This window comes from Nocardioides sp. dk884, assembly GCF_009557055.1.
Classification (GTDB): domain Bacteria; phylum Actinomycetota; class Actinomycetes; order Propionibacteriales; family Nocardioidaceae; genus Nocardioides.
On sequence record NZ_CP045649.1, the window covers coordinates 2,250,629 to 2,269,589 of the forward strand.

Annotated in this window: 11 protein-coding genes; 1 reads left to right on the top strand and 10 read right to left on the bottom strand. The window is 71.3% G+C overall.

Annotated features, from left to right (window positions below):
• Positions 1–216: 216 nt before the first annotated feature.
• From GFH29_RS10925 to GFH29_RS10960, 8 genes are all read right to left on the bottom strand, one after another.
• Entirely contained in the window at positions 217–6,495 is a 6,279-nt protein-coding gene (locus tag GFH29_RS10925; protein WP_153323569.1) for a ThuA domain-containing protein, read from the bottom strand.
• A 119-nt stretch (positions 6,496–6,614) separates the two neighbouring features.
• Complete coding sequence (gene xylA, locus GFH29_RS10930) at positions 6,615–7,778, bottom strand: xylose isomerase (protein ID WP_153323571.1); 1,164 nt, start codon at positions 7,776–7,778, stop codon at positions 6,615–6,617.
• Positions 7,775–8,974 carry a Gfo/Idh/MocA family protein gene (locus GFH29_RS10935; RefSeq protein ID WP_153323573.1) on the bottom strand — a complete coding sequence of 400 codons (1,200 nt, stop codon included), beginning with the start codon at positions 8,972–8,974 and terminating at the stop codon, positions 7,775–7,777. Before GFH29_RS10935 ends, xylA begins: the two co-directional genes overlap by 4 nt.
• A 44-nt stretch (positions 8,975–9,018) precedes the next feature.
• A complete protein-coding gene (locus tag GFH29_RS10940) occupies positions 9,019–10,089 on the bottom strand; it encodes a substrate-binding domain-containing protein (protein ID WP_153323575.1) in 1,071 nt (356 codons plus the stop codon).
• An 81-nt stretch (positions 10,090–10,170) separates the two neighbouring features.
• On the bottom strand, positions 10,171–11,280 hold the full coding sequence (locus GFH29_RS10945) for an ABC transporter permease (RefSeq protein ID WP_153323577.1): 1,110 nt from the start codon (positions 11,278–11,280) through the stop codon (positions 10,171–10,173).
• Complete coding sequence (locus tag GFH29_RS10950) at positions 11,277–12,854, bottom strand: sugar ABC transporter ATP-binding protein (protein ID WP_153323579.1); 1,578 nt, start codon at positions 12,852–12,854, stop codon at positions 11,277–11,279. Before GFH29_RS10950 ends, GFH29_RS10945 begins: the two co-directional genes overlap by 4 nt.
• A complete protein-coding gene (locus GFH29_RS10955; protein WP_153323581.1) occupies positions 12,851–14,119 on the bottom strand; it encodes an ROK family transcriptional regulator in 1,269 nt (422 codons plus the stop codon). The genes GFH29_RS10950 and GFH29_RS10955 overlap by 4 nt, the downstream gene beginning before the upstream one ends.
• 227 nt (positions 14,120–14,346) lie before the next feature.
• Entirely contained in the window at positions 14,347–15,498 is a 1,152-nt protein-coding gene (locus GFH29_RS10960) for an ROK family transcriptional regulator (protein WP_153323582.1), read from the bottom strand.
• 180 nt (positions 15,499–15,678) lie between these two features.
• Between GFH29_RS10960 and GFH29_RS10965 the strand changes: the two genes are divergently transcribed.
• Complete coding sequence (locus tag GFH29_RS10965; RefSeq protein ID WP_153323584.1) at positions 15,679–17,181, top strand: ATP-dependent DNA ligase; 1,503 nt, start codon at positions 15,679–15,681, stop codon at positions 17,179–17,181.
• A gap of 68 nt (positions 17,182–17,249) precedes the next feature.
• Here GFH29_RS10965 and GFH29_RS10970 read toward each other — a convergent pair whose 3' ends face one another.
• Together GFH29_RS10970 and GFH29_RS10975 are read right to left on the bottom strand one after the other, a co-directional pair.
• Entirely contained in the window at positions 17,250–18,065 is an 816-nt protein-coding gene (locus GFH29_RS10970; RefSeq protein ID WP_153323585.1) for an ABC transporter permease subunit, read from the bottom strand.
• Positions 18,062–18,961 carry an ABC transporter ATP-binding protein gene (locus GFH29_RS10975; RefSeq protein ID WP_153323587.1) on the bottom strand — a complete coding sequence of 300 codons (900 nt, stop codon included), beginning with the start codon at positions 18,959–18,961 and terminating at the stop codon, positions 18,062–18,064. Before GFH29_RS10975 ends, GFH29_RS10970 begins: the two co-directional genes overlap by 4 nt.

Consider the following 18,961-nt stretch of genomic DNA (forward strand, 5'->3'; position numbering starts at 1 on the left):
CTCCAGGGGTGCGAGCCGGTGCCGGGACACAGCGCGCTGTCCCGGCACCGGTCGCGGGGAGCGACGTCCCGAGGACGCCGCTCCCCCGCCCTGACGGGGGCCCGGCCACCGGCCGGGTCGCAGGGCCGAACCTGCGATCCGTCGGTTGCGGCACCTCACGACACCGCCTGGCCGGGACCCCATCTGCGGACGTTCTCCTCTCTCCTCGTCGTGCGCCTACAGCTGCTTCTTCAGCTGGCGCGCGACATCGGTGAGCGCAGCCTTGGCCGGGGCGTTGCGCACGCCCGTGGCGAGCGACTGGAACCTGGTCAGGGCCTGGCGCGCTTGACGCTCCTGGCCGCGACGATCGGCGCGCTGGGCGGCGTTCATCGCGGTGGTGAGCGACGTGGCGAGCCGGGCGCTGATCGTGTTCTCCCGGTCGAGGCGTTTGACCAGCTGCTTCGCGCCGGCGTACGTCGCGACCACCCGGAAGGTGACCGTGCGCGTCTGCCGGTTGCCGGCCTTGTCGGTGACCGTGACCGCGAGCCGGTGGGTGCCGGTGCGCAGCCGCATCGCGTCGAGGCGGACCGGGGAGCCCACCACCTTGCCGTTGAGCCGGATCACCCGGGAGGCGATCCCGGAGGTGGCGTCGGTGGCCGTGACCCGTGCGGTGCGCGTCGCCGCGACGCTCATCTTCGTGCCCGCGGTGACGCCGGTGACCTTGATCGTCGGTGCGGTGGCGTCGATGCGGACAGTCGTGGTCGCGATCTCCGAGACCGTGCCGTCCTCGTCGGTCGCCCGGGCCTCGACCCGGGTGACGCCGTCCTTGGTCACCCGCACCGGCGCCGTGTAGGCAACCCAGGCGCCCGTACCGAGGCGGTACTCGATGTCCAGCTCGCCCTTGCCACCGGCACCCGTGAGGGCGACGGTCACCGGGGAGGTGAACCAGCCCGCGGACCCGTTCGGGGCCGCCGGTGTCGTGGTGATGCTCACCGTCGGGGCCGGGGCCTCGTCGGTCTCCGGGACGACGACCTCGAACTCGCCGGTCGTCTCGTTGCCCGCCGCGTCGGTGGCCGTGTAGGCCACCACGTGGGTGCCGGGCTCGGTGATCCGGAACGGCTCGTCGTACTCGGTCTCGGCGCCGCCGTCCACCGTGTAGGTGAAGGAGGTCACCCCGACCTCGTCCGACGCGTCCAGCACGACCGTGCCGGCACCGGTCAGGGCGAGGTCGGCGCAGCCGACGATCGCTCCCTCGCGGTGGACGACCAGCGAGCGGCCCTCGATCCGCGGCGCCCACGGGACGGTGGCCGTCGCGAAGGACGTGCCATCGGCCGCCGGCTTGATGCGCGGGTCGTCCGAGCCGGGCTGCCAGCCCGGGTTGGTCGGCCAGAGCTCGTTGGGCGGGGTGCCCGCTCCGTCCGGGTCGTCGCGGTAGTGGCCCTCGAAGCCGCCACAGGTGCCGACGTGCAGGTGCGACTCGTAGCGCTGGCCCGGGTCGAGCCCGGTCAGCTCGAGCGTCGCGGTGGTCGTGTAGCCCGTGCCGTCGGCTGCGGAGACCAGGGTGGCCTCCCCGCCGATGCTGCCCCCGGAGAGGTCGGTGACCTCACCGGCGTACGAGCCGAGGACCGTGGCGTCGACCTGCGGTGCGGTCTCGTCCTCGCCCGGCTCCTCGCCCGGCTCGCAGGGCGTCTCCGCCCCGAGGTTGAACCAGTCAAAGGAGGCCGTGATGCCGGCGCCGGCGGTGGTGTTGGCCGCCGCCAGCAGCCCGACCCGCGGGTCGGTGATGCCGCTCAGGTCGTAGCCCGCCGACATCTCCGTCCAGGTCTCGCCGTCGGCGCTGTAGGAGCCGATGACGTCGGTCCCGTCCTCGCTGGTCAGGCGCAACCACACGGTGTCCGGGAACTCCTCGCCGAGGCCGGAGGTGTTGGTCTCGGCGGCGGTGCCGTCGAGCTCCTTGGCGGTCTGGATGATGTTCGACGCGGCGTCCGGCTGGTCGCTGCGGCCCTGGAAGACGTGCTTGATGTAGTTGTCGTCGTCTCCGTAGATCAGCAGGCCGGCCGACTGGTAGGACCGGTCGATCGGGGCGCTGACCTTGGTCGTGACCACGAACGGGCCCTCGGGCAGGTCGGTGAGGACCAGGTCCCGAGCGGTGTTCGTGCCCTGGTAGAGGTCGGTCGCCTCGAGCGGGATGTTCACCGTGCCGTCCGAGACCTCCAGGTTGCCGCTGGGCCGCACGACGTCCCAGGCGGAGCCCAGGGCGCTGCCGTCGAACTCCTCGACCAGGCACCCGGTGCCGCCGCACGGCTCGGCCGTGTCGTCGGGGGTGAGGGTGAAGTGGTCGAAGCTGGCGGAGATGCCCGTCGAGGCGGTCTGGCTGCCCAGGGCGAGGAGCCCGACCTTGGGCGCGGTGATGCCGGTGAGGTCGCGCGTCGAGGCGACGTCGGTCCAGGTCTCACCGTCGCTGCTGTAGGAGCCGGACACGACGTTGCCGTCGGTGCTGCTCAGCCGCAGCCACACGGTGTCGGGGAAGTCGGCGCCGAGGTTGGCGGAGTTGGTCTCCGTCGCGGACGCGTTGACCTCCTTGGCCATCTGGATGACGTTGTTCGCCTTGTTCGGCTCGTTCGAGCGGCCGGAGTAGACGAGCTTGAGGTAGTTGTCGTCGTTGCCGTAGACGACCAGACCGGCCTGCTGGTAGGCGCGGGTGGCCGGCAGCGTGACCTTGGTCGTGACCTCGAAGGCGCCGGACGGCAGGTCCTGCAGGACGATGTTCGGCGTCGTGTTGGTGGTCTGGTAGATGTCGGTCGCGGTGATCGGGATGTTGAGCACCCCGCCGGCGACGGTCAGGGACTGGTCGACCCGGACGCTGCGGTTCCAACGCTCGGTGTCGAGGGAGTCGCCCACGAAGTCGTCAGAGCGCCCGCTGAAGCAGGTGTCAGAAGGCCGGGTGACGACGATCTCGAGCGTGCGGGAGGTCTTCGCCCCGCGCGCATCGGTGGCGGTCAGCTCCACGACGTAGCGTCCCGGCGTGGTGTAGGTGTGGCTGGGTGAGGACTCCGTGGAGGTCGCACCGTCGCCGAAGTCCCACGCGTAGGTGATCGGGGTGTCCTCGTCGGGGTCGCTCACCGTGCTGGTGAACTCGACCGGCAGAGGTGCCTCACCGGTGGTCGTGCTGGCGGTGATCGAGACGGTCGGCGGCCGGTTGTCGGTGACGCCGCGGCCGTTGAACTGCAGCCAGTTGACGTTGGCCCCTCCGGTGGTGGCGACGAAGTAGAGCTCGCCGCTGGTGTCGGTGGCGCCGGTGAACGTCGTGGAGACGTCCTGGTAGGTCTGGGCCCCGCCGGTGTTCGGCACCGACAAGGTGCCGATGGTGGTGCCGGTCGGCGAGCCCTGGCGGACCTCGAACGTCGCGCCTGCGGTCGCCGAGGCGGCGCGCATCGTGACGCCGGTGATGCCGGTGAGGTTCATGACGTCCCAGCGGAACCAGTCGCCGGTCTCGACGCCGGTGACGTGCTGACCGCCGCCGGTGTCGGTGGTCGTCTGGACCTCGACGCCGGGGGTGCCGCCGGTCCCGTTGCCGGTACGTCCGGTGGCGTCGAAGTACTCGGCCTCCTTGTGCTTGGTGTGCAAGATGATGCCGTCCACGCCGGTCAGGGCGCCGGCGTCGCCGGCCCCGTTGTCGGTGTAGGTGGCCTTGATGGTGCCGAAGATGTTGGCACCGACGTGACCGGAGTCGCCGGGCAGCGCGAGCGTGCCGCTGCAGCCGTCGTACTGCTCGTAGTCGTGGGAGTGCTCGTCATGCCCCAGACCGGGCTGGACGGTCACCCGGTCACAGTCGATCGTGCCGTCCTCGGGATCGGTGACCTCGACCTCGTAGCGCAGGTAGTCGCCGAACTCGAAGAACCCGCCGTCCACCGGCAGCGTCAGCTCCACCGTCGGAGCGGTGTTGCCGGCGACGATGTCGATGTTGGTCGTGCCCGAGCGGCCGCCCTCGTCGGTCACCGTGAGCCGGGCCGTGTAGTTGCCGGCCTCGGCGTAGGTGAAGCTGGCGGTGGGGGTCGTGGCGTCGGTGGTGCCGTCACCGTCGAAGTCCCAGGCGTAGGTCAGGCCTGTCGCATCACCGGTGTCGGCGTCGAAGGACCCGCTGCCGTCGAACTGGACGGTCAGCGGCGCCGGGCCCGAGGTCGGGTCCGCGGTGGCCCTGGCGATCGGGGCGCGGTTGCCCTCGACGTAGTCGATCCGGTACACGCCGGAGTCGGTGTTGTTGCCGTTGAAGCCGCTGCCCCACTCGATCATGTAGAGCGCACCGTCCGGCCCGAACTGCAGGGCGTGCGGGCGGATCATCGGCAGGTTCGGCAGGAACCGGTTGATGTCGGTGTAGTTGGTGCCGTTCTGGTTCATCTGCACGGTGAAGAGGCGGCTGTTGTTCCAGTCCGCCCAGATGGCCTTGCGGTCGAAGTACTCCGGCCACTTGCGGTCCGAGACCAGGTCGGGGTCGTAGGAGTAGGTGCCCGAGGTCATCGGGGCGCCGCTGGCGCCGATCTCCGGGGTGCCGGTGATGGCGGCGTTGTTGCTCTGCCAGATGACCGCCGGCTTGGCGGGCGGCAGGTTGGTCAGGCCCGTGTTGTGGGGCGAGTCGTTGACCAGGTTGGCGCAGTCGAAGGCCGCGCCGGCGGTGCTGTTGGCGAAGTTGTAGTCGTGGTACGGCGTGTTGTCACCGACGCAGTACGGCCAGCCGTAGTTGCCCGGCTCGTCGAGGATGTTCCACTCGACGCGGCCGTTGGGCCCACGGGTGGCGCTCACCGCGCCCGCGTCCGGGCCGTAGTCCGCGACCAGGATGTTGTTGTTCTGCTCGTCCAGGCCGATGCGGAACGGGTTGCGGAAGCCCATGGCGTAGATCTCGGGACGGGTCTTCTCGGTGGTGTCCTGGTCCTCGTCGAACAGGTTGCCCGCGGGGATCGAGTAGCCGCCGTCGGGCAGAGGCGTGATGCGCAGGATCTTGCCGTTGAGGCTGTTGGTGTTGCCCGAGGTCCGCTGTGCGTCCCAGGCGCTGCGGTTGGGACGCTCGTCGATCGGGGTGTAACCGCCGGAGTCGAAGGGGTTCGTGTTGTCACCGGTGGCGAGGTACAGGTTGCCGTCGTTGTCGAACTCCAGCGACCCGCCCGCGTGGCAGCACTGCTCGCGCTGCGTGGGTACGTCGAGGATCGTCGTCGCCGAGTCCAGCTGCAGGGTGTTGCCCGACATCGTGTACCGCGCGACCCGGTCGAGAGCCTCGGTGCCCGGCGGCGAGTAGTAGAAGTAGACCCAGTTGTTGGTGGCGAAGTCGGGGTCGAGTGCGATCCCGAGCAGGCCGAACTCCTGACCGGTGTAGACGGGGATCGTGCCGGCGGTCACCACGGTGCCGTTGGGCTGGATGATGCGCACGGCGCCGTTGCGGTCGATGTAGAAGACCCGGCCGTCCTCGGCGATGTCGAGCTCCATCGGGTTGGAGGTGTTCTCGTCGAGCGCGACCTTCTCGAAGCTGTCCTCGAGCGTGGCGCTGCAGTCCGAGGGCAGGACACCCGCGGCGGTCTTGATCCCGCCGAGGACGTGGCCCAGGAACTTCGGGTCGGTGAACGAGGCCTCGGTGTGGCCCATGCCGGTGTACCAGCTGCGGCCACCGTCGTAGTCCTGGCACCAGGCGATCGGGTGCTCGACGCCCATCGCGCCGGCGCCCGGGGCGTAGGTGCTCTCATCCAGCGAGGCCAGGACGTGCACGTCGCCGCGCGGGTTGGTGCGGTAGTTGTACCACTCGTCGGTGCGCTCCCAGCGCGGCTCGATGCCCGCGGTGGAGGGGTGCGCGGGGTCCTCGACCTTGACGGTCGCGGTCGGCGTACCCGGCGGGTGGTTGGCGAAGTAGGAGCCGACCAGCTCGCCGTACCAGGGCCAGGAGTACTCGGTGTCGGAGGCCGCGTGGATGCCGGCGAAGCCGCCGCCGCCCTGGATGTAGCGCTCGAACGCGCCCTGCTGGGTCTCGTTGAGGACGTCACCGGTCGTGGAGAGGAAGATGACGACCTCGTACTGCGCGAGGTTCGCGTCGGTGAAGGCGGCACCGTCCTCGGTGGTGGTCACCGTGAAGTCGTTCTCGGTCGCGAGCTGCTGGATGGCGGCGGTCGCCTCGTCGATGTTGCTGTGGCGGAACGCAGCGGTCTTGGAGAAGACCAGCGCGTCGAACTGCTCGTCGGCCTCGGCCTCGGCTGCGGCGTCCGCGGTCCACGGGACGGCGGCGCCGAGCGGCACCGACTCGCGCAGCGCCTTGCGGCCCTGCTTCCCCTTCTCGCCCTTCGCAGCCTTCGGGGTCGGTCGCTCCGAGGCCTTGGCCGACGCGGACGACGTCTTCTCCGGCGCTGTGGCCTGGGCCGCCGAGGCGCTGAGCCCCAGGCCGACCGTGGCACCCAGTGGCAGCGCCACGATCGTGGCCAGGGTCGAGCCCAGCGCGGTGCGCGAGCCCTTCCGTAGCCGCGTGATGAGCTGATGCATCACGTTCTCCTTCGTTCATGAGGGAAGTGCGCTGCGGCGGTTCCGGGGCGGGTCCCCGGGCGTTCGGCCCCTGGCGGTGCTGGTCGTGCAGTAGTCGTGCGGTGGTCGTGCGGTGGGCGTCAGCGGACGCCGAGGAGGTGTTCCATCGCGAGCTGGTCGAGGGCTTCCATCGCGGTGCTGCGCTCGCCGAGCGCGGCGACGTCGTACGTCGCGCCGCGCAGGTCGGACAGCTGCTCGCCCGCGTCCAGGGTGGGCCGGTCCAGCTCGGCGACCGCGGCGGCGGCGAGTGCCTCGCCGACCGCGGGGTCGGCGCGGAAGGCCAGCGCGCGCTCGCGCAGGATGAGGTAGTTGCGCATGCAGGCCCGGGCGGCCTCCCAGACGCCGTCGACGGCCTCGGCGCGCGGTGTCTTGAAGTCGAAGTGCACGTAGCCCTCGTAGGCGTGGCCGGTGCCGGCGCCCAGCAAGGTGTCGACGGTCCAGAAGGCGCCGCGCAGGTTGCCGGCGCCGAAGCGCAGGTCCTGGTCGTACCGCGGGCCGTGCTGACCGTTGAGGTCGACGTGGAAGAGCTTGCCGTGCCACATCGCCTGCGCGATGCCGTGGGCGTAGTTCAGCCCGGCCATCTCCTCGTGCCCGACCTCGGGGTTTACCCCGACCATCTGGGGGTCCTCGAGCTCGTTGATCAGCGCGATCGCGTGGCCGATGGTCGGGAGCAGGATGTCGCCGCGCGGCTCGTTGGGCTTGGGCTCGAGAGCGAAACGGAGGTCGTAGCCCTGCTCCTTCACATAGGCGCAGAAGGTGTTGAGCGACTCGACCATCCGGTCGAGCGAGGCGCGGATGTTCTTCCCTGCGCCGTGCTCCGCACCCTCGCGGCCGCCCCAGAGCACGAAGGTGTCGGCGCCGAGGCTCGCGGCGAGGTCGATGTTGCGCAGCACCTTCTGGGTGGCGTAGCGGCGTACCTCGCGGTTGTTGGCGGTGAGCGCGCCCTCCTTGAACACCGGCGGGCCGAAGAGGTTGGTGGTGACCATCTCGACGCGCAGACCGGTGTCGGCCAGCGCCTTGCGGAACCGCTCGAGGTCGCGGTCGCGGGTGTCGTCGTCGGGCAGCAGGTCGTCGTCGTGGAAGGTCACGGCGGCCGCCCCGAGCTCGGCGAGCTTGTAGGTGGACTCGACGGGGTCCAGCGGCGGGCGGCTGGCCGGTCCGAAGACGTCGACGCCCTGCCAGCCCACTGTCCACAGGCCGAAGGAGAACTTGTCCTCGGGTTGGGGGGTGTAGTCGCTGCTCATGCGGTGGTCTCCTGCCACTGTCGGGTGTGGGAGCTCGTCTCGACCGCAGCCAGCACACGCTGGACCTGCAGGCCGTCGGCGAACGACGGGGTGGGCTGCTCGCCCGCGGCCAACGCCCGGACCAGGTCCACGACCTGGTGGGTGAAGGCGTGCTCGTATCCGAGTCCGTGGCCCGCGGGCCACCAGGCCTCGACGTAGGGGTGGTCGGGCTCGGTGACGAGGATTCGCCGGAAGCCTGCGGTCTCGGCCGGCTCGGTGGCGTCGAAGAGCTGCAGGACGTTCATGTCCTCGAAGTCGAAGGCCAACGACCCGAGGGCTCCGTTGATCTCCAGTCGGATGGCGTTCTTGCGCCCGTAGGCGAAGCGGGTCGCCTCGAAGACTCCGAGCGCGCCGCCGGTGAAGGAGGCCAGGAAGACCGCGGCGTCGTCGACCGACACCGGCCCGGTCTCGCCGCTCGCACCGCCGCCGCCGAGGGTTCCCGCGGTCGCCTCGGCGGCGATCGGCCGCTCGTGGACGAAGGTCTGCAGGTGGCCCGAGACCGACGCGATCGAGTCACCGGTGATGAACTGGGCGAGGTCGACGATGTGGGCGCCGATGTCGCCGAGCGCCCCCGAACCGGCCTGCTTCTTGTCCAGGCGCCAGGACAATGGCGCTGTGGGGTCGGCGATCCAGTCCTGCAGGTACTGCGCGCGCACCTGACGGATCTCTCCCAACCGGCCGTCCGCGACCAGCTTGCGCGCCAGCGCGACCGCGGGCACCCGACGGTAGGTGAAGCCGACCATCGCCATGACCCCGGACGCAGCGGCCCGCTCCGCCGCGTCCGTCATGGCCTCGGCCTCCGTCACGCTGTTGGCCAGCGGCTTCTCGCACAGCACGTGCTTGCCCGCCTCGAGTGCCGCGACGGCGATCTCGGCGTGCGTGTCACCGGGGGTGCAGATGTCGACCAGGTCGATGTCGTCGCGCTGGACGAGCCGACGCCAGTCGGTCTCGGCGTCCGACCACCCGAGGCGGTCGGCAGCGGCGCGGACCCGGGTGGCGTCCCGCCCGCAGGCGACCTGCATGACGGGCTGCAGGGGCAGGTCGAAGAAGCGGGGGGCGGTACGCCAGGCATGGGAGTGCGCGGCACCCATGAACGCGTGCCCGACCATGCCGACGCGGAGCGTCGAGGGGTCCGCTGAGGAAGGAGAGTGGGTCATCGGCTTTCCTGCTCGATTCGTCGGAATGCGGGCGCGGGCGTCGCTCAGGACTCGAAGGCGGTCTCCAGGTACTGGTCGACGTTGTCGGCCGTCACGACCGGCGCGTAGAGCTGGACCATCCGAGGCACCTCGATCTCGACGAGGTCGGAGACCGAGCGCTCCTGGGCCAGCAGGCGGGCCAGCTTGAGACCGTCGGCGCCCTGGGTCGAGGGGTAGATGACGGTCGCCTTCAGCACGCTGTCGCCGTCCTTGATGGCGCGCATCGCGTTGGCGGAGCCGGCGCCGCCGACCATGATGAACTCGTCGCGGTTGGCGTTCTCGATCGCGGCGAGGACCCCGACGCCCTGGTCGTCGTCGTGGTTCCACATCGCGTCGATCTTCGGCTCGGCCTGCAGCAGGTTGGACGCCGCCTCCTCGCCGCCCTCGACGGTGAAGTCGGCGGCCACACGGTTGTCGACGTCGAGACCGCACTCGGCGAGCGCGTCCTTGAAGCCGCGGCTGCGGTCCTGGGTCAGCGGCAGCGAGTCGATGCCGGCGATCTCGGCGACCACCGCGCCCGGCTTGTCCCCGACCTGCTCGCAGATGTAGGTGCCCGCCGAGACGCCCATGCCGTAGTTGTCGCCCAGGACGGTGACCCGGGCGGCGTTGGGGTCGCTGAACTCGCGGTCGACGTTGATGACCGGGATGCCGGCATCCATGGCCTTGAGGGCGACCTTGGTCATCGCCGCGCCGTCGAAGGGCAGCAGCACGATCGCGTCCACGCCCTCGTTGATGAAGGTCTCGACCTGCTGGATCTGCACGTTGACGTCATTGGTGCCGGTGGCGACCTTGAGCTCGACGTCGTCGTACTGGTCGGCGGTCTGCTCGGTCGACTCGGTGATGGAGGCCATCCAGCCGTGGTCGGCCGCCGGCGCGGAGAACCCGATCACGACCTTGTCGCCGGACTCGTCGTTGGAGCCCGCCGCGGCCTGCGCCGAGCCGCCGCCGCGCTCGTCGCCGTCGTCCTGGGCCTCGTTGCTGGTGCACGCGGACATGGCGAGGACGGCTAGGACCGCGACGCCGCTGCCGACGATCTTGGTCGGGGTGGTCCTCTTCTTCAGTGACTTCACGGTCATGGCGGGTGCTCCTTGGATCAGGTGTGGGTGTGCCGGGGTGAGGTGCTGCGGTGTGGCGCCCGCCCGAGAAACGGGGGTCGGTCAGGTGGTGCTCTTGCGAGACGCCAACCACTGCTGGAGCAGGACGGCGGCGACGATCACGGCACCCTTGAGCACTGACTGCTCGGAGGAGTCGCGCTGGTTCTGGATGAACACGTTGGTGAGGGTCGTGAAGATCAGGACCCCCAGCACGGTGCCGGTGATGGTGCCGCGGCCACCGGCGAGCAGGGTGCCCCCGATGACCACTGCGGCGATGACGTCGAGCTCGATCAGGGTGCCGTGCGTGGAGGTGCCGGTCGTGGTGCGCGCCACGAGCATCAGCGCGGCGATGCCGCAGCAGACGCCGACCAGCACGTAGAGCAGGACGGTGTGGCGGCGCACGTTGATGCCGGCCAGGCGGGCGGCCTCGGGGTTGCCGCCGACGGCGAAGGTGCGCCGACCGAACGTGGTGCGGTTGAGGAGCACCCAGCCGACGAGCGCCACGATCGCGAAGAGGTAGATGGAGAAGTCGATGCCGAAGACGTCGGAGGCGAAGACGTCGGTGAACCCGTCGACGTCGACGATCTGCGTCTTCTTGTCCGAGAGGATCTCGGCGAGCCCACGCGCCGCGATGAGCATCGCGAGCGTCGCGACGAACGGCACGATCCGGCCGTAGGACACCAGGATCCCGTTGACGAGGCCGCACCCCGCGCCGACCGCCACCGCGACGAACACCATGACCAGCCAGTGGTTGTCGCGCGCCATGGTCTGGGTGGCCAGCGTCGTGCACCAGACCGAGGAGAGCGCGAGGATCGCGCCGACGGACAGGTCGATGCCGCCACCGGTGATCACGAACGTCATGCCGACGCTCAGCACGCCGACGACCGCGGCTCCCCGCAGGATGGTGAGCGCGTTGTCGGTGTTGGCGAAGTTGCTGCCGGCCGTGACCGCGCCGACGACGCAGATCACGATGAGGGCGACGACCAGGCCGACGATGCGGAAGAACCCGACGGCCGAGAGCCACTGGACGGTGCGCTGGCCGCCGGTCCTGGCGCTGTCGGCGTCGACCACCATGGTCTGGTGCGAGGCGGTGCCCGACGCCGCCCCGGTCCCGACCACGTCGGGGGTGGACGGCCGGTCCTGGGAGGAGGAGTCCTTCAAGCGGTCGGTCATGCGGGTGCTCCTTCCATCACCAGGTCGAGGACCTGGGACTCGTCGATGTCCTCGGCGGCGGCCTCGTGGACCACGCGTCCCTCGCGGACGACCAGCACCCGGTCCGCCAGGCCGAGCACCTCCTCGACCTCGCTGGAGACCACCACCACGCCGACCCCGGAGTCGGCGAGGCCGGCGATCAGCCGGTAGATCTCGGAGCGGGCGCCGACGTCGACGCCACGGGTCGGCTCGTCGAGCAGCAGCACCCGGCACTCGCGCAGCAGCCAGCGGGCGAGGACGACCTTCTGCTGGTTGCCGCCTGACATGGTGCGGACCAGGCGGTCGACGTCGGCGGGCCGCACGTCGAGGGACCTGGTCAGCACGGCGGCGCGGCGGCGCTCGTCGCGGCTGGCGAGGAAGCCGAGCCGGGAGAAGTCGCGCAGCGAGGAGACGGTGATGTTGCGGTAGACCGCCTCGTCGAGCAGCAGCCCCTGGCTCTTGCGCTCCTCCGGGGCCAGGCCCACTCCCGCCTTCACCGCGTGGGCGACCGAGCCGCGGCGCAGCTGGCGGCCGACGACGTGGACGGTGCCGGCGCTCGCCCGGCGCGCGCCGTACAGCGTCTCGAGGATCTCGGTGCGCCCGGAGCCGACCAGGCCGGCCAGGCCGACGACCTCGCCGGCGTGCACGGTCAGGTCGACGTCGGAGAAGACTCCGGCCAGGGCGAGGTCGCGCACCTGCAGCACCACGGGGCGCTCGGTCTCGGCCGGCGGCTTGCGCGGTGGGAAGACGTACTCGATGGAGCGGCCGGTCATCAGCCGGATCAGCTCGGAGGTGGGGGTGTCGATGGCCGGCAGGCCGGTCGCGACCGTGCTGCCGTCCTTGAGGACCGTGATCCGGTCGCCGATGCGGCGGATCTCCTCGAGGCGGTGGGAGATGTAGACGACCGCCACGCCCTCGGCGGTCAGCCCGCGGATGACGCGAAACAGGTTGTCGACCTCTCCGTGGTCGAGCACCGCGGAGGGCTCGTCGAGGATCAGCAGCCGGGTGGCGTGGCTGAGCGCGCGGGCCATGCTGACGATCTGCTGGCCGGCCGGTGAGAGGTCGGCGACCAGGCGCGACGGCGGGATCTCGCCGTGCCCGAGCCGCTCGAGCAGCTGCTGGGCGCGGCGGTGGGCCCGGGTGTGTCGGATGAACCCGCCGGTGGAGACCTCGTGGCCGAGGAAGATGTTCTCGGCGACCGACAGGCCCGGGACCAGGTCGAGCTCCTGGTAGATCGTGCTGATGCCGGCGTCGATGGCGGCCTGCGGGTGGCTGAGGCGGACTTCCCGCCCGTCCCACCAGATCGTGCCCTCGTCGGGCTGGTACGCCGCGGAGAGGACCTTCATCAGCGTGGACTTGCCGGCGCCGTTCTGGCCGAGCAGGCAGTGCACCTCGCCGGCGCGCACGTCGAGGTCCACGCCGTCGAGGGCGCGGACCGACGAGAACTGCTTGACGACGCCGGTCATGCGGAGCAGGACCTCGCCGGGCTGGCTCGCCGACGGGTCGGTGCCGCCGGCGGCCTGGCCTGATGGGGGCGACGGGGTCGGCGCGGTCATGCGACCACCTCTCCTACGGGGGCTGCGGGGTGCGGTCGGCGCGGGATGACCGAGGGGGCGGCGAAGACCGGGTCGAGCGCGGCCATCGCTCCCCCGCGCACCGCGGCGGCGAAGCCCATGGTCGAGATCTCCACGCGGGTGCCGCCCGCGTCGACGGCGAGCACCCCGGCGCCGATCTCGCGCTCCACCGCGGCCCGCATGTGGTGGCCGACGGCGGAGTAGTAGCCGCTGAGCACGATCGCCGCGGGGTTGAGCGCGTTGGCCAAGATGGCGGCCCCGACTCCCACCCAGGTGCCGACCTGCTCGAGCGCATCGAGCGTGCGGGCGTCGTCGAGGCCGGCGCGACGGTTGATCTCCGCGAGGCGCTCGTCGAGGCCCAGCGTCGGGTTCCGGATCGGGTCGTGGGGCTCCGCGACCAGCTCGAGGAGGGCACGCAGGCCGCTCACGGTCTCCCAGCAGCCGGTGCGGCCGCAGCCGCAGGTGCGGCCGCGGGGCTGGACGATGATGTGGCCGAACTCCCCGGCGTACCCGTGTCGGCCGCGAAGCAGACGTCCGTCGGCGACGATCCCGCCCCCGACCCCGACCTCGCCGAAGATGACCAGGATGTCCTGGCGGTCCGCGACACCCGGCGTCGCCTCCGCCATGGCCGCGAGGTTGCCCTCGTTGTCGATGCGCACCGGGAACGACCCGTCCAGGCGGCGGCGGATGAGCTCGCCGACCGGCACGTCGAACCAGCCGAGGTTGGGGCCGTGGGTCAGCAGGTCGCGGCGCCGGTCGACCAGGCCTGCGACGCCGACCGTGAGACCGGCGGTGTGCCGGTCACCGCCGCCGAGCTCCTCGACGGTCTCGGTCACCAGGCGCACGAGGTGATCGACGACGACCTCGGCGTCCAGGGCCCGCGCGTCGAGGGCGAGCCGCCTCTCCCCGATGGTCCGACCGGCGAGGTCGAGCGCGAGCACGGAGACGTGGTTGACGTTCAGCTCGGCGCCCAGGCCGTAGACGCGGGACCCGTCGAGCTCGACCGCCGTGCTGGGCCGGCCCACGCTGGCGCGCTGCACCTTGCCCTCGCGCACCAGGCCGCGCTCGGCCAGCTCCGCGACCAGCGTCGAGACCGTCGAGCGGGTCATCCCCAGCTCGGAGGCGAGGGTGGCGCGTGACCGCGGACCGTGGTCACGCAGCCAACGCAGGACGAGGCCCAGATTGGCGCGCCTCAGATCGAGGTGGTCGACACTCTGCGCCGAAGCGGGGGCATCGAGCGAGGTCATCGTCGCCCTCCTGCCTGGCCGACTTTGGCCGTGTGATCGCCGTCACATGTTTGTTGAGGCGACGCTCAAACTAAAGGCGTGAAGAGCGCTCCCACAACCGCCTTCCCGATGAAATGGCCGACCTAGATTTCGCTTATGTCGTCCGCCGACAGAAGTCCGTATCCAACCGGAAGAAGTCGGCCCGAAAGTGGCGAATACCGGCCCAGACCGGCTTTTCCGGCGGGCAATTAGCGACTCGTCACCGACCTGGCGGCAAGGGCGATCTCGGCGGCGAGCAATCCCACGCCGAGGAGGGCGGCACGGTCCCCGGGGGCCCCGAGCTCGACCTGGGTGCCCGCCACGACGTGGGCGGGTGCGCGGCGATACATCGCTCCCCGCATCTCGTTGAGCAGGTGCGGTCCGAGCGCGGCGCCGGGCCCACCGACGAGGACGATCGAGGGGTTGGCGAACGCCACCAGACCGGCGATCGCCTCGCCCGCCCTCCGGCCCATGTCGCGGGCGATCTGCACGGCCACCGGGTCGCCGCCGACCACCGCCGCCACGACCTCGGCCCAGGGGACCACCTCGCCGTCGGTCAGTGCGCGAGCCAGGGCAGCCGAGCGTCCGGAGCGTGCGGCGGCCGCCGCCTGCTCGGTCACCGCGAACACCGAGACGAAGGAGTCCAGGCAGCCGCTGCTGCCGCAGCCCGCGCACGCGGGACCGAACTCGTCGACCCGGGTGTGCCCGATCGCCCCAGCCAGGTCGGCGCTGCCCCGTCCGAGATGACCGTCCATGAACGTCGCCGTGCTCACGGTCGCACCGAGACGGAGGACGACCAGGTCGTCGATCCCGCGCGCCCGTCCGCCGTGCCGTTCGCCGGTGGCCATGGCGCGGGCGGCCTGCTCGACCACGACCGGAGCGCCGCCCGTCACCTCCTCGATCCCGGCGACCAGGTCCTCGCGGTGCACGGGCAGGCCGGGTGCGATCGCGAGGCCGGTCGCCAGCACGCCGTGTGACCCGGGGGCCTCCTTGACCGCCTGCGCCACCGTCTCCACGACCAGCCGGCACAGGTCCTCGGGCGACTCCTCGCGGGCCCGGTCCCGGGTCACCGGGCGGGAGATCGCGAAGGTCGCGTCGACGACGGTGGCGCGCACCCGCGACTCGGCCAGCGACACGGCGGCCATCCGGACCGCGGGCCCGAGGCCGACCGTGCTGGAACGCCGGCCGCCCGAGCTCGGCGCCACCGGCCCCGGTGCGACCAGGCCCGTACCCTCGAGCAGGGCGATCTCCGCGCTCACCGTCGTGCGCGAGACCCCTAGAGCCCGGGCGAGCTCGGATCGGGTGCGGGGGCCCTCGTCGCGCAGCAGGCGCAACAGCCGTCGGTCGAGCGAGGGCTGCACGTCAGCCTCGCCTGCCGCTCGCGGACGGGCACCCGACGCTCACGTAGGTCATGGCTCTCCGTCCCGAGGCTCCCGCTGATGGGGTACGGATCTTGGCACGTCGTCGGGGAAGTGGACAGGGGCTCGCGCTACCACCCGCCGTCCGGCTCGGTGTCGGACCCGGCAGGCAGGATGGAGCGCATGCTCCTCGCCGACGTCGTCGCCACGTCCACCGCGGTCGGGAGCACCCGCTCGCGCAAGGCCAAGGTCGCCGCCATCGCCGAACTGCTGGCGGCTGCCGATCCCGGCGAGCTCGAGATCGTCACCGCCTACCTCGGTGGCACCCTGCGCCAACGCCGCACCGGCCTGGGCTGGCGTGGGCTCGGTGAGCTGCCCGACCCGGCGGGCGAGGCCACGCTCGAGGTGGCCGACGTCGACGCCGCCTTCGCGCGGATCGGCTCGCTCGCGGGGCCCGGCTCGCAGGCCGCCCGCGCGGCGGCGGTCGAGGCGCTGTTCGGGCTGGCCACGCCCGACGAGCAGCGCTGGCTGCGCGGCGCCGTGACCGGCGAGGTGCGCCAGGGCGCGTTGGACACGTTGGTGCAGGAGGCCGTCGCGGTCGCCGCGGGCGTCCCGCTCCCCGTCGTACGACGTGCGGCGATGCTGGCCGGGTCGACCCGAGCGGTGGTCGCGGCGGCGTTCGCGGGCGGTGCGGACGCGCTCGCCGCGATCGGCCTCGAGGTGGGCCGTCCGGTGCTGCCGATGCTCGCCTCGTCGGCCAAGACCCTTCCCGAGGCGATGCAGCGCGCGGGCGGCGGCACGGTCGCGGTGGACACCAAGCTCGACGGCATCCGGATCCAGGTGCACCGCGACGGCGACGACGTGCGGGTCGCGACCCGCACGCTGGAGGACATCACCGCCCGGCTGCCGGAGGTGGTGGCCGTGGTGCGCGACCTGCCCGGGCGCCGGTTCGTGCTCGACGGCGAGGCGATCGCGCTGGACGCGACCGGGCGCCCGCGGCCGTTCCAGGAGACCGCCTCGCGCACCGCCCAGCGCGCGGCGAGCGACGTCGCGGTGACGCCGTACTTCTTCGACCTGCTGCACCTCGACGATGAGGACCTGCTCGACTCCCCCGGCGCCGAGCGCCTCGCCGCGCTGGAGACGCTCGTGCCCGAGCCGTGGCGGGTGCCGCGCCTGCTCACCGACGACGTCGCCGCAGCCGAGGCGTTCGCCGCGGAGGCGCTCGCGAGCGGTCACGAGGGCGTGGTGGTGAAGAACCTCGCGGCGCCGTACGACGCGGGACGCCGGGGCGCGTCGTGGGTGAAGGTGAAGCCGGTGCACACCCTCGACCTGGTCGTGCTCGCCGTCGAGTGGGGCTCGGGGCGGCGCTCCGGCTGGCTGTCCAACATCCACCTCGGCGCCCGCGACGGCGACGGGTTCGTGATGCTGGGCAAGACCTTCAAGGGGATGACCGACGAGATGCTCGCCTGGCAGACCGAGCGGTTCCTCGCCCTGGAGACGCACCGCGCCGGCCACGTCGTCCACGTGCGCCCCGAGCAGGTCGTGGAGATCGCCTTCGACGGCCTCCAGCGATCCACGCGCTACCCCGGCGGGCTGGCGCTGCGCTTCGCCCGGGTGCTGCGCTACCGCGACGACAAGACCGCAGCCGAGGCCGACACGATCGAGACCGTGCGGGGACTTGCCTGAGGCGATCCACCACGAAACGGCGGTATCCGAACGCACACGTTCCGGATACCGCCGGTCCACGTATCTGGCTACTTGACCTCGGAGCGGCGCAGCGACAGCAGCCCGACGACGAGGGGAATGACGATCCAGATCATCGTGGTCGAGGCGAGCATCGCCCACTCCTCACCGGTGTTCGTGGCGCCCTCGAAGAGCTGCACCTGCGTGTAGTTCCAGTCGATCCACGGCTGCACGTCCAAGAACCACTCCCGCACCAACGCGAGCAGCTCGAGGATGCCGGGCAGGACGAGGGAGACCACGAAGTACCCGACGATCGCCGCGGCCGAGGCCCTCAGCACCACGCCGAGCGTGAAACCGATCGCCATGCCGACCAGGTTGCCGAGCACGATCTGGGGTGCGGTGGACAGCGAGACGTTCCAGACGGTGTCGACGCCGGCGAGCGCGGAGCCGACCAGGTTGCCGACGGCCCCCACCGCGAAGGCGACGGCCATCGAGCCGAGGCCCACCAAGGCGGTCGCGATCGCCTTGGCGCCGATCACGCGTCCGCGGCTCGGCATCAGGGTGAACGTGGCGAGTCCGCTGCGCTGGCTCCACTCGCTCGTGACGGAAAGGATCGCGATCATCGGCAGGATCACCGACATGGGGAAACCGATCGCAGTCGCGAAGCTCTCGTAGGTGACGGCGCTGTCGGGAGCGAAGATGATGACCGCCCCGGTCGCGATGACCGACAGGAGGCCGATGCTGATGAGCATCCAGAATCCCGATCGGGTGTTGAACATCTTGCGCAGCTCGACCTTGACGAGCCGAGTGGTCGGGATCGGACGGGCGGTCAGGCGGACCGGTGCGGCCTGTGTGGTGGAGGCCGGCGGGACGATCGTGGCGGTCATGCCGCAACTCCTTCGCGTTGGGTGTCGGCAGTGAGCGACAAGAACATGTCTTCGAGCCCGGCGCCCTCGGCGGACCGGAGCTCGGCGAGGGCGATGCCGGCGGTCTGGGCCACGGCCCCGACCCGAGCGGGATCGGCATCCGTGCGGACCGAGCCGTCCCTGGCGAGCGTGCTGGGGATCCCGGCCTGCTCGAGCGCGTGGACCAGGTCGCGCGGTGACGTCGAACGGGCCAGCGTCCCGGCGTCCGCGAGGAGCTCTTCCTTGGTGCCGGACGCGACGATCTTGCCGTTGCCGATCACGACCAGGTCATCGGCGATGACCTCGATCTCGTGCAGCAGGTGCGAGGACAGCAGCACCGTGCCGCCCTGGCTGGCGAAGCCCGTCAGGAGGTCGCGCATCCACCGGATCCCCGCGGGGTCGAGCCCGTTGGCGGGTTCGTCGAGGATCAGCACCCTCGGGTCGCCGAGCAGCGCGGTGGCGATGCCGAGGCGTTGACGCATCCCGAGCGAGTAGTTGCGCACGCGGCGCTTGGCCTCAGTGGGGGTCAGGCTCACCAGCTCGATCATCTCGTCGACCCGGGTGCGGGGCAGGCCCATGGTGTCGGAGGCGATGGTGAGGATCTCGCGGCCCGTGCGGCCGGCGTGCTGGGCCGAGGCGTCGAGGAGGACGCCGACCTCGAGGCCGGGGTTGGGGAGGTCGGCGAACCGGACGCCGTCGATGGTGGCCGAGCCGGACGTCGGGGCGGTCAGACCCACCATGACGCGCAACGTGGTGGACTTGCCGGCACCGTTCGGACCGAGGAAGCCGGTCACGCGGCCGGGCTTGGCAGTGAAGGAGACGTTGTCGACGGCCGTGAAGCCGGCGTACCTCCGGGTCAGGAGCTCAACAGTGATCAT